Genomic DNA, 13267 nt, shown 5'->3' on the forward strand with positions numbered 1-13267 from the left:
CGTTATTTCTCCTCCTTTACGGTTTGTTCTTTTTTGAGCTGGGCTTGATATTTCTTCTCTTTTAATTCATCTCGTTTTTCGCGTTTGTTTTTGAGCGTATCATGTTCAGGATTCGTTTCATAAGACTCTCTTCGTTTCATTCGGCTTAAATTTTCAGGCGTAAAGGATCTTGCTTCATCCTCAAATAGAGCTGTTATGCCAATGGCGGGTTCTTTCTTTTCTTCATAGATTTCATTAAAATACGCATCTGCTTGGCCTACGACGTAATGTTCCGGCTCTGGATAAGAGGTGATCACACCTTCAAAGTTACGCAGGACCACTTTCTCTGGGCTTTGAGATAATAAATAATTTGGCTGTAAGGTGATCTTACCTCCTCCGCCTGGTGCATCTACAACAAAGCTTGGCACAGCATAACCACTCGTATGTCCTCTTAAGCCTTCAATGATTTCAAGGCCTTTTGAAACCGGTGTTCTAAAGTGGCCGATCCCCTCAGATAAATCACATTGATAAATATAATAAGGTCTGACGCGAATCATGACGAGATCATGCATCAGCTTCTTCATAATTGGAACACTGTCGTTAATTCCTGCTAGGATCACCGCCTGATTACCAACAGGCACACCAGCATTGACAAGTCGCTCACACGCTTCTTTCGCTTCTTTTGTGATTTCAATGCTTGTATTAAAGTGAGTGTTCAGCCAAACCGGATGATATTTTTTTAAAATCTCACACAATTCATCTGTAATTCGCTGCGGAAACACGACCGGTGCACGTGTTCCAATTCGAATGATTTCAACGTGAGGAATGTCTCGTAAGTTTTTCAAAATGTATTCAAGCACTTGATCATTAATTAACAGCCCGTCACCGCCTGAAATTAACACATCCCGCACTTCAGGGGTTTCTCTAATATATCCAATGGCGGCATCTAATTGCTTTTTCGGCACGCCCATCCCGATCTGACCGGAAAAGCGCCTTCTCGTACAATAGCGGCAGTACATGGAGCACTGATTTGTGACAAGAAACAGCACACGATCTGGGTAGCGGTGCGTTAAACCTGGAACAGGTGAATCCTCATCTTCATGGAGCGGATCTTCGAGGTCATATTTTGTTTTATGAAGCTCCTCTGCAATCGGTACAGACTGCATACGAATTGGACATCTTGGATCGTCTGGATTCATCAGTGAGGCATAGTAGGGTGTTATGTTGAGTGGAATGGTTTTCGTGGAAATCTTCACCCCTTCTTTTTCCTCTTCTGTTAAGTTCACGACTTTTTCTAAATCTTCAAGCGTTTTGACCGTATGCGTCAGCTGCCAAATCCAGTCGTTCCACTTTTCCTCGGGTACGTCCTTCCAAAGTTCAATGTCCTTCCAATGTCGCGCAGGTTGATACAGTTTTTGATTCATATCCATTCCCCCTATCAGCATTCACTTTATACTATGCAAGTTATGTGCCAACATGGGAAAATGCCCCTATTCTTTACAAAAGGAGCTTTTCCGTCACATTCACATGTTTGAAGTGCCTACTTTTCGGCATCTGTATATTTTTTTAGTTTATACTGCAATGTTTGTCGAGGAATTTTTAAAGCGGCTGCCGTTTGCTTAATATTCCCTGCGTGCTGTCTTAAAGCTTCTTGAATCAGCGTTTGTTCAAATGACGTCACTTGACTTTTTAATGAGGACTCTGGCGGATGACTTTCTATCTGATGCGTCCGCAAATGGGCAGGGAGATATGCTGGGGTGATTTCTTCTGCTTCCTTTGGCATCATCAAGACGGCATGCTCGATCGTATGTTTTAATTCTCTGACATTCCCTGGCCACTGATGGGCCATAAATACTTGGACGGTTTCTTCAGAAAGGCGGTTGACGTTTTTAGAAAATTGCTGATGATACGTTTGAATAAAGTGGCGGGATAACAGCTGGATATCATGCTTCCTTGTGCGAAGCGGCGGGATATGAAATGATGACACATGCAGTCTATAAAATAAGTCTTCTCTTAACATTTGTTTTTTAACGGCTTCAAATGGGTCGATATTGAGGGCAGTAATCACTCTGACATTTACTTGAACCGCCTTTGCATCACCTATCCGGCGGACAACACCATCCTCTAACACACGCAGTAATTTTGTTTGAAGCGTAAGCGGCATCGCTTGCAGCTCATCAAGAAAAAGCGTACCGCCATCTGCTAACTCAAACAGCCCCTTGCGATCTATTGCGCCCGTATAACTTCCTTTGACAGACCCGAATAAAAGACTTTCAAGCAGCGATTCTGGAAGAGCAGCGCAGTTTTGCGGGATAAAGACTTGATCTTCCCGATCAGATGCATGAACAATCGCTTGTACGAGTACCTCTTTTCCTGTCCCAGTTTCCCCGAAGACCATAATCGATGAAGGATATGCAGCAGCTTTTTTCGCTTTCTCCAGCATCTCTTTTAAGTGTGGATCATTTGTTAAAAATGAAGAAAAATCGAGCATTTGAGTGGTCTCTGCGGCACCATCCGTTCGTTTTTTTTGATCTAAACGATTCGAAAGCGCCGACAGCTTCGACACATCCTTCGCTACTTCTACCGCCCCAATTAACTTGCTGCCTTCCATAATGGGCAGTGTGGTGTTGACGGTCTCAATTTTTTCTCCATTTTTATTCAAATAGGTTTGCAACGAATGATAAATGGGTTTTCCTGTTCTAAGTACATGCATGAGTGTACTTGTCTTTTCAGTTAATGAAGGATACACATCCAGTATGTACTTGCCAATCACCTCTTCTTTCGCTAAACAGTCGAACTTCGCTGCATTATGATTATAAAAGATGGTGACCCCTTGATCGTCTACAACGTGAATCGCTTCATCGATGGCTTCTAAAATTAATTCAAACCAATCCGCTCTTTCGACAACCTTCCCCACTATTTCCCCCTCACTTTCTATGCCAAAAATCCGGCACTGTATTGCCCAATTTTCAGCGGCTTGATGATATTCAACGTGTTCCCCTATCCTTTTCACGTTTCGCTTTTTCCTTTCGATCTCCTGCTTTTTTCGTCAATTCTAAAAAAAGCACCCCTCTTAGGAGGAGTGCTTTCGCCCTGACGTTTGATAAAGAGACAAGTCAAATTCCTGAAGAGACTCCATATACAGCGGCACAATTGGCTTTCCTTCTTGAAAAAATGTAAATTGAGAAGGTTGTAGTTTGATTGGCTGATGGTAAAACGCAAATATTTTCACTACCTCGGGGACAATTCGGCAAAAGGTATCATGCACAAATAAATAGACATCTTGTTTCCATTTAAACAGCCGTCTATTTGGCGGGCTGAATATAGGAGATACTTGAATGATCTTGCCATCCTTAAACGTCTCCAGCTGCTGTTTTGTGACCGTGTATATCTCCTTTTGATGAAACTGAAAATATTGCACATCACGTCTTGAAGCAAACCGTCTTTTTGTCTGATGTTCAATATAATAAAATGTTCTGCCGTTATCTGCGGTGACGACTGTATAATTTGGGACTGTCAGCGGCTCGTTCATTTCATATTTCATCGTACATAAGGAAGGAACACGAATCGCACGCCTGTTCTTTTCATTCACCCAGCGCTTGTCAATGCGATGAAGATATCCGCTAGCGATTTGATAATAAGCGCCTTCTCTTTCAATCACAGCTCCGTCAATTAAATCGTAGGGCATACTCGCAAACATATGATGGAATGATTGTGGCGTTTTATATGTGGTATCAAGTACTTCTTGTAATGGAAAGAACGCAGCAAAATGATTCAGTCTCATCCAAAACACAGAGTCAGCATGATGCCAATGTTTTGGTTCGTCGGCCCAGTATTGTCCGTATTTTTCATGAATAAGCGAAAGCAGCCGGCTTCTATGCATAACAGAGCAATGGTCGACTTGAAAGGATGCATGCTCCAACACTTGATCTGCTTCTCGAACGAAGCTCGCCGTTTCCACCAAATGCTGATTCACATGCACGACACGCTGCGAGGAATAGACGATATCTATGTGAGGCTTCGATTGAAAAACCTCGACCATTTTCTCTAAACGATCTTTTCTGTAGACTGTATCATCAGTTACATAACAAACCAGCTCACCTGTTATACGTGTTAATGCTTCATTAATTAGCGTTGCATAACGTACAGTCTTCAGCCGGTTTGCAGGATGAATTTGATGAGAATACAATTGAATGCGTTTATCCACTAAATAAGGCTGCATCTTTTGGATCGTTTCTTGTTCAGAGCCATCATCCATGATCAAAAGCTCCCAATGCTGATACGTTTGTTCTACCACACTCTTTAGCACACGTTCAATGAAATCAGGTTTGTTGTAGCTTGTTAATATCACTGATACTTTCATGACCATTATCCTTTTTTAAATAGATTAAAAAGCCCCCCAGCTGACAATGTTCACATAAGGAACACTTACTCTTAGCTGATTTGTCGCATTTTTAAAGACTGCTACTGAGTCAAACAATTGTACGACAACCACGTTTTGCAGCACATCTCCATTGACTAAATGAACACGCGGCAGCGGAATGCCGAGCTCAAGCCACGGGCGCAGCAATTCTTTAATCTCTGACGCACTCCCTTCCTCACTTTCCTCTAAAAGATGAAGAAGAAGTATAATCAACACAACTTCAAGTATTCCTTCTGTTTCTAGTAATTCTTCGTTCCAGCCATTTAATAGTTGTTCAAATTCCATTCAGATTCCCTCTTTCTTCTCGTTTGATCTTTACTAGAGTATGAGGATCACTTCATTTAGCATCAGCATTTGAAAACATTTTTCAAAAATGTGTGAAGTCATTAAATGAAAAAAAGAACAAGGAATGAGCATTCTGCTTATACCAAAAAAAGAGAACGGCATATACATAGTGGTGTGTTTGAATGGATGAAGAAAGGATGGGGAAAACATGAGCGAAAAGCGTGCCGAATTAAAAAAAGAGCTATTAAAGCTGTTTTTCAAACCGCTTAGTCATGCGTTAACAGTTAATCTCGAAGAAGGAGGAGTTCAAGTGGAAGAAAAATTGAACGATTTATTTAGTGAGGTAGCTGCTGAAGCATCACCTTCAGATTCTGCTACAACACTCGACGTATCTCAACCAGCAAGATGGATTTTCGCAAGACTTGCACCTGGAACAGTCATTAGCATTGTCATGGACTCAGGTGACTTAATCGGACCCGTTCAATTCGTATCATTCGATGCTTCAACAGGTGTTGTTTTCGTCACACAAGAAAGCTCTGTGACACCTACGGGCTCTGCAACGACTCTATTAGATGTAGATAAAGTAGAAAGTGTTACGTTCACATCTTAATGTGAGAGGGCCATCATGAAGCTTCTTTATATCAGCTCTGGCTACGGTGGAATCTATCGGATGTTCGATCAATGGATAGAAGATAGCTTCATTGATTCCCCCTTTTCATGCGTCAAGGTGGAAAGGGAAACTCTACCCGCTCATATGCACAAAATCCGGACATTTTCTCCGGATTTTGTTTTCATGATGATCGGTGATCATATTCCAACAGAACTGCTTCATCAATTCAAACAAGAAAAGATCCCCGTTGTACTGTGGATGACAGAAGACCCTTTTTATATAGATGTGTCAGCTGCATGTGTAAGTGATGCACAGCTGATCTTAACGATTGACGAAGGTGCTTTGTCATTTTACAAACAACTGGGCGCTGATCACACGCACTACTTTCCCATTCCAACCAATACACACGTATTTCAGAAAAAAAAATCACCACATGAGTCGTGCATCTATGACATTGCACTCATTGGCTACCCTTATCCAAACCGCATCAAAGCCATCAATACACTCTTACATCAAAACAAATGGCGCATTCTCGTAGCAGGAAAAGAGTGGCATCGCGTGTTGAATAAATCACGCAGACGATATCGTGATCTCTCACTGATGACCCACTGGCTGAGTCCCGAGCAGATGGCAAACATCTATCAAACATCAGCCATTGTTCTGAATCCGCACAGGCCCGCGCAATTTGCCTATAATCAAAACAAAGCCAATGTTCAAAATATGAGCCTCAACAACAGAGCATTTGATATCGCTGCAAGCGGAGGCTTTCAGTTGACAGATCTACAACCGTCACAGGCATTTTCAAGCTTCGCTTTTTACACACATGAAAACGATTTGATTAAGCAGGTCGAGCACTATGTAACAAACCCTCAACAAAGACAGTCGGTTGCAGAGAACAATTACGAGCAAGTCGTTCGCTGGAACACATTTGATACGCTGCCTTACAGACTTTATGAAATAGTCAAAAGCGCCCTATGACCGGGCGCTTTTTCTAATTGCCATCATCTTATGCCGTTCCTTCTGCATCTTGCCGAGCCAATAAATTCTTCTCTGCCTTTTTCCGATCTTCCTCACTTTTCACAACAAGCGATTGCGCATGATCCATCATATATGCACCAACAGATCCTTCTAAAAAGGAATGAATGCATTCTTTTGCATATGGAACATGAAACGCATAGACAGCTCCATTTAAACGTCCATACGTATAAGGGTGCTCCTGAGTTGGTACAAAAAAATAATGATTGTCCTTATACAGGCTGGCTTCATTGGTGTCATGAAGTGTCCAAGTTTCATTTGGATTTTCTAACGCCTCTGTAAAAGAAGCCGCACAATCATATCCACCCTCTACTAGAAGCTGTAAGCAGTTCTCAATATCTGCCGTCTGCCTTAGTGGTGATGATGGATGCAAATACAAAACAATATCAAACGTCTTTCCCTCTCGTTCTAAATAAGCAAGTGCATGCTTCACAGCTACTAAAGAAGGTGTTTGTTCCGTCACATGTGTGCTTGGCAGTTCAATCACATTTGCTCCGTAGTGAGATGAAATGATTTGAGTATTCACATCCTCTGAAGATACGATGACTTCATCTAATTCAATCATTTGTAATAATGGCTGAATGGTCCAATAGATCAGCGGCCGCTCCGCCAATACGCGAATGTGTTCAGCATGATGTTCCTGCTTGCTGCTAAAAGCTGGTATCATAGCTAAAATACGATTTCCCCTATACATGTATGATCTTCTCCCCTCGCGCAGCTCAGTATCAGAGAATAAATTCTGAGAGCTGAACTGATCACCGTACTGAAGTTCTTCAGGTGCCTCGCTATTCTACTTAATCTTCTATCTCTACATATTCTATTAAGTCGTCAAGCAGATGGTTATAATTGGTTCACCTAATTTATGCATGAAGTGGTTCTTTTCCTCAAACGTCTTCCACTCTTTCACATATGATGCAAAGTAGAGAAATGAGAGTTGGGGGATTAGATATGTCCAAACAAATAGAAACGAGTTTGAAGACCTTTTTTCGTGACAAAATCATCTTGGTCACAGGCGGTACGGGTTCGATTGGCCGGCAGATTGTGAAAAAATTAACAGCCTGCTCTCCTAAAAAGGTCATTGTCTTCAGTAAAGATGACAGTAAACAATACATGATGAAAAATGAATATGCGGCAAATCCAGAGGTTGTATTTGCACTTGGAGATGTGAGGGATGCCAGCCGCGTCAGGCAGCTTGCCAAAGGGGTAGATATCATCTTCCATGCAGCTGCACTCAAACAAGTACCCACCTGCGAAGATAATCCGTTTGAAGCTGTCCAAACCAACATCATCGGCGGACAGCATGTCATTGAAGCAGCACTTGAACATGAAGTTTGTCATGTTGTCAACATTTCAACCGACAAAGCGGTTTCTCCGACAAATGCCATGGGAGCTACAAAATTAATTTCAGAAAAATTGTTTTTTCAAGCGAATGAAAGTATTTCAAATCAGAAAACGAGGTTTTGCTCTGTCCGGTTTGGCAATGTGCTTGGATCAAGGGGTTCCGTCATCCCCATCATGCTTCAACAGTTGTTAAATGAACAACCTCTAACTGTAACTGATCCTAAGATGACACGCTTTTTTATGTCTATCGAAGAAGCTGTATCTCTCACGCTTGAAGCAGCTATCATGATGAAAGGCGGCGAAACATTCATCCTCAAGATGGAGTCATTACAGCTGGCTGATCTATTGAAAGCATTTCATGAATATGCCGGTCTGATCAATGTTCCTTCTCCTGATATTCTCGTTGTCGGAAAAAGACCTGGAGAAAAACTTCACGAGGAGCTCACATTCCCTCACGAGGCAGATGCACTGTTTGAACATGAACAATTTTATGCCATTTTACCAAGACCACATCTTCACCCTCATTTTCAAAAAGTTCATTTGACCCATTACACATCAAACGAAGCACCGCTCATTACAAAAGAGAAGCTGTTTCACATCATTGAACAATTACATCATACCCACCATAAAAAATAAAAAAATCGTCACACGGAAGCAGCTGACTTCCATGTGACGATTTTTAAAATCAATTATTGAAAGATGTGTTTCAAATGACCATAGCCTTCTTTTTCAAGATCATCCTTCGGGATAAACTTTAAAGCGGCAGAATTAATACAATACCTTAGACCGTTTGGCCCTGGGCCGTCAGGGAATACATGACCAAGGTGAGAGTCGGCCGTCTTACTGCGAACTTCAGTCCGCACCATGCCATGGCTCGTATCTACTTTCTCTTCTACCTCTTGATCTTCAATCGGCTTTGTAAAACTTGGCCAGCCGCAATGGGCATCAAATTTATCTAAAGAAGAAAACAATGGCTTGCCTGAAATGATATCTACATAAATGCCCTCTTCCTTATGATCCCAAAATTCATTTTGAAATGGCGGCTCAGTGCCATTATTTTGCGTCACTTCGTACTGCATTCGGTTTAATTCTTTGATGCGCTGCTCTTTTTCGTTAGCCATTATTTATCACTCCAATGAGATTGAATAAAACCTGCTCTGCCCGAACCGACATGGTATCGTTCGTAGTGCATTTTGTTCTTTTTATAATAATGCTGATGATATTCCTCAGCAGGATAAAAAGGACCAGCTTCTAAAATTTCTGTCACGATTGGCTTTTGGAAAATTCCGCTTTGGCTCAGCTGCTCTTTTGATGTTTCTGCAAGTTGCCTTTGTTTTTCATTGTGGACATAAATCCCTGTACGGTAGGACTCTCCTCTATCACCAAATTGTCCTCCATCATCTGTTGGGTCTATTTGCTGCCAATATAGTTCTAATAGCTTCTCATACGGAAAAACGTCTGGATCAAAGGTAATTTGAACGGCTTCTCTATGGCCTGTCGTATTTGTACATACTTCTTCATAGGTTGGATTCACTGTATGTCCGCCAGTATACCCTGATTCAACTTTGATAATGCCTGGCTGTTCATCAAAAGGTTTAACCATACACCAGAAACAGCCTCCAGCAAATGTGGCTAATTCTTGTTTTTCAGACATATTAGTGCCCCCTTCATTTAAAAAATGGTATCATCATATTATAACATGATAAAAAATAATGAAAATGATACGACTTGTATACCTAAAAACAAATGAAAGCATTCTGTCGTATCTTAAAATATAATGGGGGTTTAATGATTGGAACAAAGAAAACAAATGATGTATGAAATGGATACTTTACTGAGAACCGTATTTAAGCAAATACGTTATGAAATTAACAGCTTGCTTGAAAACGAATTATCTCGGAATGAATTTCTCATTTTAAATCTGCTGCGTGAACAAGGCGCAAAAAAAGTAACGGAATTCGCCTCAATTCTCGGTGTATCAGCAAGCCATATTACAGCTGTAACCGACACGCTTGTAGAAAAAGGCTGGATCACTCGTATCCGTTCAAAAGAGGATCGACGCATCATCAAAATCCACTTAACCGATAAGGGTAAGGAAATTACTGAGCATTTTGAGAAAAAGAAAACAGAATACTTCATGGAACGATTTGAATCATTTGATGATGAAGAACTGAAAACGATGATCAAATTATTTAAAAAGCTGGATAAAAGTCAAAAGGATTAAGCATAGATTTTAGCGTGGAGGACATGCTACGGATAAAAAGGTGGAATGAACCATGACAAGTCCATATCTTTGTCCGAACTGCAAAACCAACAGAACGCGTTTTAATCTCATCGAGCAGCATTCAGAACCTGTGAAACTTGATCCAGCAACTGGAGCTATTGTCGAAACATATGAAGGAGATCAGCTTTCTCCTTTTCACATGGACTATCAAGGACCGAAAATCAAAGTCCAGTGCGGCGTTTGCGGATTAATCGAGGATGAAAAAACGTTCATTAAGTTGGCTGAATATCATCAATATTCATCTCCTTCTTAATACGAGAGCCTGACACTTTTTGTCAGGCTTTTTTCTATGTTTCTTTTGCCTATACAGATCGTCCCTTTCTTGCATACGCTACAAAAAACACATTGCAGAGAAAGAAGGGATAAAGACGTGCAGCAGCTCTACGAGATGAATCAATTTCTATATCGTCCATTAGCTACCTTTCCCCCATACCATCCGAGAAACACCATTTCCAAAGCTGTTATTCGATTATTTCACGCTGCACCGGATTTAAGTGAGCTTGCTGTATTTGTAAATCAGCAGCCAATCCAAAAAAAGCTGCCATACGGTCAGCTGTCTGCTTATATGGAATGGGATGAGGGTGTTTATGAGATAGAAGTATTCAAGCTGGCTACAAAAGAAAGAATTCTTTCTTCTCGTATGATGATTAATGGAAACGAGACTTACACGCTATGTATCACAGGAGCTCGTACCGGCTTTGCGCTGCTCACAGAAAAGCAAGACTCGCTGATTAAGCAAGAAGAGCTATCAGCACTCACGTTTATCCAGCTGTCACCAGACCTCCCTTTCATTGATATATATGAACGAGATCAAGGCATGTTATCAAAGGAACTCGGATATGTGAACGGCACCCAAACCCACCACTTCTCTCCGAATAAGTATCACTTTGAATTAAAAGCTGCCGGTACTCAAAGTGTACTGCTTGATATTCCGAAAGTTCACCTGCAAACAAAGCGGGCCTATCTTATTTTACTTCATGGATTTGCAAACGGAGAGCCAGAGCTAATGGCAAAAGTCGTCTTGTCTCACCAAATGTAAAAAGAGCCTTTCCAAATGGAAAAGGCTATTTACGAGACATCTTCAGCTTTTTCTTGTTTTTGAAAATCAAAAGCAAGAATCATGGTACCTAAAAATAATGCACAATAGGCGATATTTAAGTAAAACTGGTCGATATTTTCTGCTTTTAAATGAGAGGCAGCTGTCATGCCAAAGTATGCAGCAAATAAGAGCGACAGTAAACTAAAATATTGATAGACTCGCTTCATAGTTTCACTCCTGACTTACACGTTCTATTGCTTTGGATGATAATATGAGAATTCAATTTCATCATTCTCAAGATCAATTTTGTTCGCTTTGACATACATATCATTCGTCAGCGGCATTTCTGAAAGGCGCACTTCCACCGTTTTTTGGTCTGGTTTCACATGAACGAAATCAGGCAGTTCATAGAATTGACCCATGTAGCTTAAAACAAAACTGATTGGGATGCTTAATTGTCCAATTGAAAAGTCATCTACTTTCAGCAGAACATCCCCATTATCTTCAACAGATGGTGTAAATGATACATTTGCATTAATCGTTGAAGAAAACGCTTTGATTGCACCTGTTACTTTCACATCTTGGTCAATCGCAACATGAAAGTCGGGCATATCGCTTGATCCTTGGTTTTTCAAATAATCATTGACAAAGCTGGTAAGCGACTCTTTTGAACTAGAAATGTTAAAAGCATACTCGCTGTTCACTTCTTTTTTCGAAGCGGATTGATCGCTCGGCAGCAGCATAAAAATACCGCATACAAGAACAATCAATAGATTAATTGACAGTAAAATAAAAAATAAACTCTTCCATTTTTTCATCTTTTCACCCTATTCCTTCGGCAGTCCTTCTTTTTTCACTTCTGAGAATAAACGATTTGCCATAAGAGAGTACCCCTTTTGGTTTGGGTGGAAATCATCATCTGCCAGTAATTTTTCATCTTTATCATCTTCAAATAAATCTGCTACATCGATCATATCAGCATTGCCGTCTTTTTTTAGTTCTTTTTCGGCAGCAGCATTCCAGTCTTTGACGACCTCATCAATATCTCTCAGCTCAGACAAGCTGAATTTAAAAGGATTGTACATACTGACATACATGATCTTTGCATGGTCATTATGCTCTCTTAATTGAGCAAGAATGGTCTTAAAACGCTCTTCAAAAGGACCTTGCTCTTTTTGAAAAGGAGCAAATGTCAAGTTGAGCACATTTTGTCGGACGACATGCATTAAGTCATTTCCGCCGATCGTAAAGAAAATATAATCAGCGTCTTTCAGTCCATCCTGCACTTTTTTTTCTTTTAATCTTTTTAATAAATCTACCGTTCTACTGCCTTTAATGGCATAGTTTTTTAATGTAACAGACTGTACACCGTCCACCGCTTCTATCTTGTCACGGGTGATGCCGGCATACCCTTTTTTATTTTGATCTCCGATTCCTTCTGTTAAGGAATCTCCAACCGCTGCGATCGTAATATGTTCTTTTACGTTTTGTGTGTCTTCTAGTTTATCCTTTATGCCAGCCTCTTGCGCGGAACATGCAGAAAGAACAAAAGCTAGAGACATCACAATCAAAATCAAACGAGCCTTCAAACGATGATGTCCCTCCTTTTTCTGATTAAAAAAGTGTATCATGTTTTCGCTCATTTGAACATCCTTATGCTAGCTTCGATTCAGTGTTTTGATGTCCTTGATGATTTCATCATATGGCGTATTTTGAACACCATCATAGTTTTTCATCACTTTTCCTTCTTGATCAACGAGGAAAAACAGAGATTGGTGTATCACTTGGTCTTCGTCTTCAGGTTTTTTCACAATCGTCTTAAAGCTTTTCATTGCAAATTTTTCAATCGCTGACTGCGAGTAACCAGTGAGAAAATCCCAATTTTTAAAGGATAATGGATATGCTTTTGCAAATTCCTTTAGCTTTTTCGGTGAATCCACCTCTGGGTCGACGCTAAATGAAATGATGTGCGCATCCAATTTTTCCTCTTTTAACCGTTTTTGTAGCTCTGTCATATGTGCGGTCATCGGCGGGCAAATCGTTTCACAGCTTGTGAAAATAAAATCTGCCACCCAGACTTTCCCCTTTAAATCGTCGAGCGACACCTTTTGACCATCCTGGTTTTGATACTCAAACGGCTGGATTTGATAATTTAACGCATCCTTGATTTGTCCATTTGAACATGAGACTAAAAGAAGCACGCTTATGATCGTAAGCGCACCAAATAAGGCTCCCCTTTTTGTATACATGACAATTACATCCCCTTTTCAA

17 protein-coding genes are annotated in these 13267 nt (G+C 40.7%); 6 read left to right on the top strand and 11 right to left on the bottom strand.

The features are described 5' to 3' along the window. Positions 1 to 2: 2 nt before the first annotated feature. The 4 genes from ablA to cgeC all read right to left on the bottom strand — a co-directional run bounded on the left by ablA (position 3) and on the right by cgeC (position 4687). Entirely contained in the window at positions 3 to 1403 is a 1401-nt protein-coding gene (gene ablA / locus NSQ70_RS09740) for a lysine 2,3-aminomutase (protein ID WP_326112868.1), read from the bottom strand. A 116-nt stretch (positions 1404 to 1519) separates the two neighbouring features. Continuing rightward, entirely contained in the window at positions 1520 to 2896 is a 1377-nt protein-coding gene (locus NSQ70_RS09745; protein WP_335364644.1) for a sigma 54-interacting transcriptional regulator, read from the bottom strand. Between the two features lie 156 nt (positions 2897 to 3052). Continuing rightward, entirely contained in the window at positions 3053 to 4348 is a 1296-nt protein-coding gene (locus NSQ70_RS09750) for a glycosyltransferase family 2 protein (protein WP_342502134.1), read from the bottom strand. An 18-nt stretch (positions 4349 to 4366) separates the two neighbouring features. After that, on the bottom strand, positions 4367 to 4687 hold the full coding sequence (gene cgeC / locus NSQ70_RS09755) for a spore maturation protein CgeC (protein WP_007500768.1): 321 nt from the start codon (positions 4685 to 4687) through the stop codon (positions 4367 to 4369). Between the two features lie 208 nt (positions 4688 to 4895). Here cgeC and NSQ70_RS09760 point away from each other — a divergent pair, with 208 nt between their 5' ends. Both NSQ70_RS09760 and NSQ70_RS09765 read left to right on the top strand, forming a co-directional pair. After that, a complete protein-coding gene (locus tag NSQ70_RS09760) occupies positions 4896 to 5297 on the top strand; it encodes a hypothetical protein (RefSeq protein WP_007500770.1) in 402 nt (133 codons plus the stop codon). Positions 5298 to 5480: 183 nt separating this feature from the next. Beyond that, on the top strand, positions 5481 to 6275 hold the full coding sequence (locus NSQ70_RS09765; protein WP_234925056.1) for a DUF3880 domain-containing protein: 795 nt from the start codon (positions 5481 to 5483) through the stop codon (positions 6273 to 6275). A 28-nt stretch (positions 6276 to 6303) separates the two neighbouring features. Here NSQ70_RS09765 and NSQ70_RS09770 read toward each other — a convergent pair whose 3' ends face one another. After that, a complete protein-coding gene (locus NSQ70_RS09770) occupies positions 6304 to 7026 on the bottom strand; it encodes an acylneuraminate cytidylyltransferase (protein WP_138278649.1) in 723 nt (240 codons plus the stop codon). Positions 7027 to 7280: 254 nt separating this feature from the next. Between NSQ70_RS09770 and NSQ70_RS09775 the strand changes: the two genes are divergently transcribed. After that, positions 7281 to 8309, top strand: coding sequence for an SDR family NAD(P)-dependent oxidoreductase (locus NSQ70_RS09775; protein ID WP_342502135.1), 1029 nt, complete (start codon positions 7281 to 7283; stop codon positions 8307 to 8309). A gap of 53 nt (positions 8310 to 8362) precedes the next feature. Here NSQ70_RS09775 and msrB read toward each other — a convergent pair whose 3' ends face one another. Together msrB and msrA are read right to left on the bottom strand one after the other, a co-directional pair. Then, a complete protein-coding gene (gene msrB / locus NSQ70_RS09780; protein ID WP_007500777.1) occupies positions 8363 to 8794 on the bottom strand; it encodes a peptide-methionine (R)-S-oxide reductase MsrB in 432 nt (143 codons plus the stop codon). Beyond that, entirely contained in the window at positions 8794 to 9327 is a 534-nt protein-coding gene (msrA, locus tag NSQ70_RS09785; protein ID WP_017367464.1) for a peptide-methionine (S)-S-oxide reductase MsrA, read from the bottom strand. Before msrA ends, msrB begins: the two co-directional genes overlap by 1 nt. 138 nt (positions 9328 to 9465) lie before the next feature. Here msrA and NSQ70_RS09790 point away from each other — a divergent pair, with 138 nt between their 5' ends. The 3 genes from NSQ70_RS09790 to NSQ70_RS09800 all read left to right on the top strand — a co-directional run bounded on the left by NSQ70_RS09790 (position 9466) and on the right by NSQ70_RS09800 (position 10996). After that, positions 9466 to 9897, top strand: coding sequence for a MarR family transcriptional regulator (locus tag NSQ70_RS09790; RefSeq protein ID WP_007500780.1), 432 nt, complete (start codon positions 9466 to 9468; stop codon positions 9895 to 9897). 52 nt (positions 9898 to 9949) lie between these two features. Next, a complete protein-coding gene (locus NSQ70_RS09795) occupies positions 9950 to 10210 on the top strand; it encodes a hypothetical protein (RefSeq protein ID WP_024718558.1) in 261 nt (86 codons plus the stop codon). Positions 10211 to 10327: 117 nt separating this feature from the next. Next, positions 10328 to 10996 (top strand): DUF4397 domain-containing protein, encoded by a 669-nt coding sequence (locus NSQ70_RS09800; protein WP_024718557.1) that lies wholly within the window; start codon positions 10328 to 10330, stop codon positions 10994 to 10996. Positions 10997 to 11025: 29 nt separating this feature from the next. Here the strand turns inward: NSQ70_RS09800 and ypmT are convergent, their stop codons facing one another. The 4 genes from ypmT to NSQ70_RS09820 form a co-directional block, all read right to left on the bottom strand. After that, a complete protein-coding gene (gene ypmT / locus NSQ70_RS09805; protein ID WP_008346409.1) occupies positions 11026 to 11223 on the bottom strand; it encodes a protein YpmT in 198 nt (65 codons plus the stop codon). 24 nt (positions 11224 to 11247) lie between these two features. Continuing rightward, the gene (locus NSQ70_RS09810) at positions 11248 to 11814 is read right to left on the bottom strand and encodes a YpmS family protein (RefSeq protein WP_024718556.1); all 567 of its coding nucleotides are present in this window, start codon (positions 11812 to 11814) and stop codon (positions 11248 to 11250) included. Positions 11815 to 11823: 9 nt separating this feature from the next. Next, entirely contained in the window at positions 11824 to 12585 is a 762-nt protein-coding gene (locus NSQ70_RS09815) for an SGNH/GDSL hydrolase family protein (protein WP_017359696.1), read from the bottom strand. Positions 12586 to 12654: 69 nt separating this feature from the next. Then, on the bottom strand, positions 12655 to 13245 hold the full coding sequence (locus tag NSQ70_RS09820) for a cytochrome c oxidase assembly protein (RefSeq protein ID WP_007500791.1): 591 nt from the start codon (positions 13243 to 13245) through the stop codon (positions 12655 to 12657). Between the last annotated feature and the right edge of the window lie 22 nt (positions 13246 to 13267).

The sequence above is a fragment of the Bacillus sp. FSL R5-0397 genome, assembly GCF_038593395.1.
In the GTDB taxonomy this organism is placed as follows: Bacteria; Bacillota; Bacilli; order Bacillales; family Bacillaceae; genus Bacillus; species Bacillus altitudinis.

Bases quoted from the DNA above. Each gene is read 5' to 3' on its own strand.
- ablA (WP_326112868.1), bottom strand. From the start codon at position 1,403: ATGAATCAAAAACTGTATCAACCTGCGCGACATTGGAAGGACATTGAA.
- NSQ70_RS09750 (WP_342502134.1), bottom strand. From the start codon at position 4,348: ATGGTCATGAAAGTATCAGTGATATTAACAAGCTACAACAAACCTGAT.
- NSQ70_RS09770 (WP_138278649.1), bottom strand. From the start codon at position 7,026: ATGTATAGGGGAAATCGTATTTTAGCTATGATACCAGCTTTTAGCAGC.
- NSQ70_RS09775 (WP_342502135.1), top strand. From the start codon at position 7,281: ATGTCCAAACAAATAGAAACGAGTTTGAAGACCTTTTTTCGTGACAAA.
- NSQ70_RS09760 (WP_007500770.1), top strand. From the start codon at position 4,896: ATGAGCGAAAAGCGTGCCGAATTAAAAAAAGAGCTATTAAAGCTGTTT.
- msrA (WP_017367464.1), bottom strand. From the start codon at position 9,327: ATGTCTGAAAAACAAGAATTAGCCACATTTGCTGGAGGCTGTTTCTGG.
- NSQ70_RS09795 (WP_024718558.1), top strand. From the start codon at position 9,950: ATGACAAGTCCATATCTTTGTCCGAACTGCAAAACCAACAGAACGCGT.
- ypmT (WP_008346409.1), bottom strand. From the start codon at position 11,223: ATGAAGCGAGTCTATCAATATTTTAGTTTACTGTCGCTCTTATTTGCT.
- NSQ70_RS09810 (WP_024718556.1), bottom strand. From the start codon at position 11,814: ATGAAAAAATGGAAGAGTTTATTTTTTATTTTACTGTCAATTAATCTA.
- cgeC (WP_007500768.1), bottom strand. From the start codon at position 4,687: ATGGAATTTGAACAACTATTAAATGGCTGGAACGAAGAATTACTAGAA.
- NSQ70_RS09820 (WP_007500791.1), bottom strand. From the start codon at position 13,245: ATGTATACAAAAAGGGGAGCCTTATTTGGTGCGCTTACGATCATAAGC.
- msrB (WP_007500777.1), bottom strand. From the start codon at position 8,794: ATGGCTAACGAAAAAGAGCAGCGCATCAAAGAATTAAACCGAATGCAG.
- NSQ70_RS09765 (WP_234925056.1), top strand. From the start codon at position 5,481: ATGATGATCGGTGATCATATTCCAACAGAACTGCTTCATCAATTCAAA.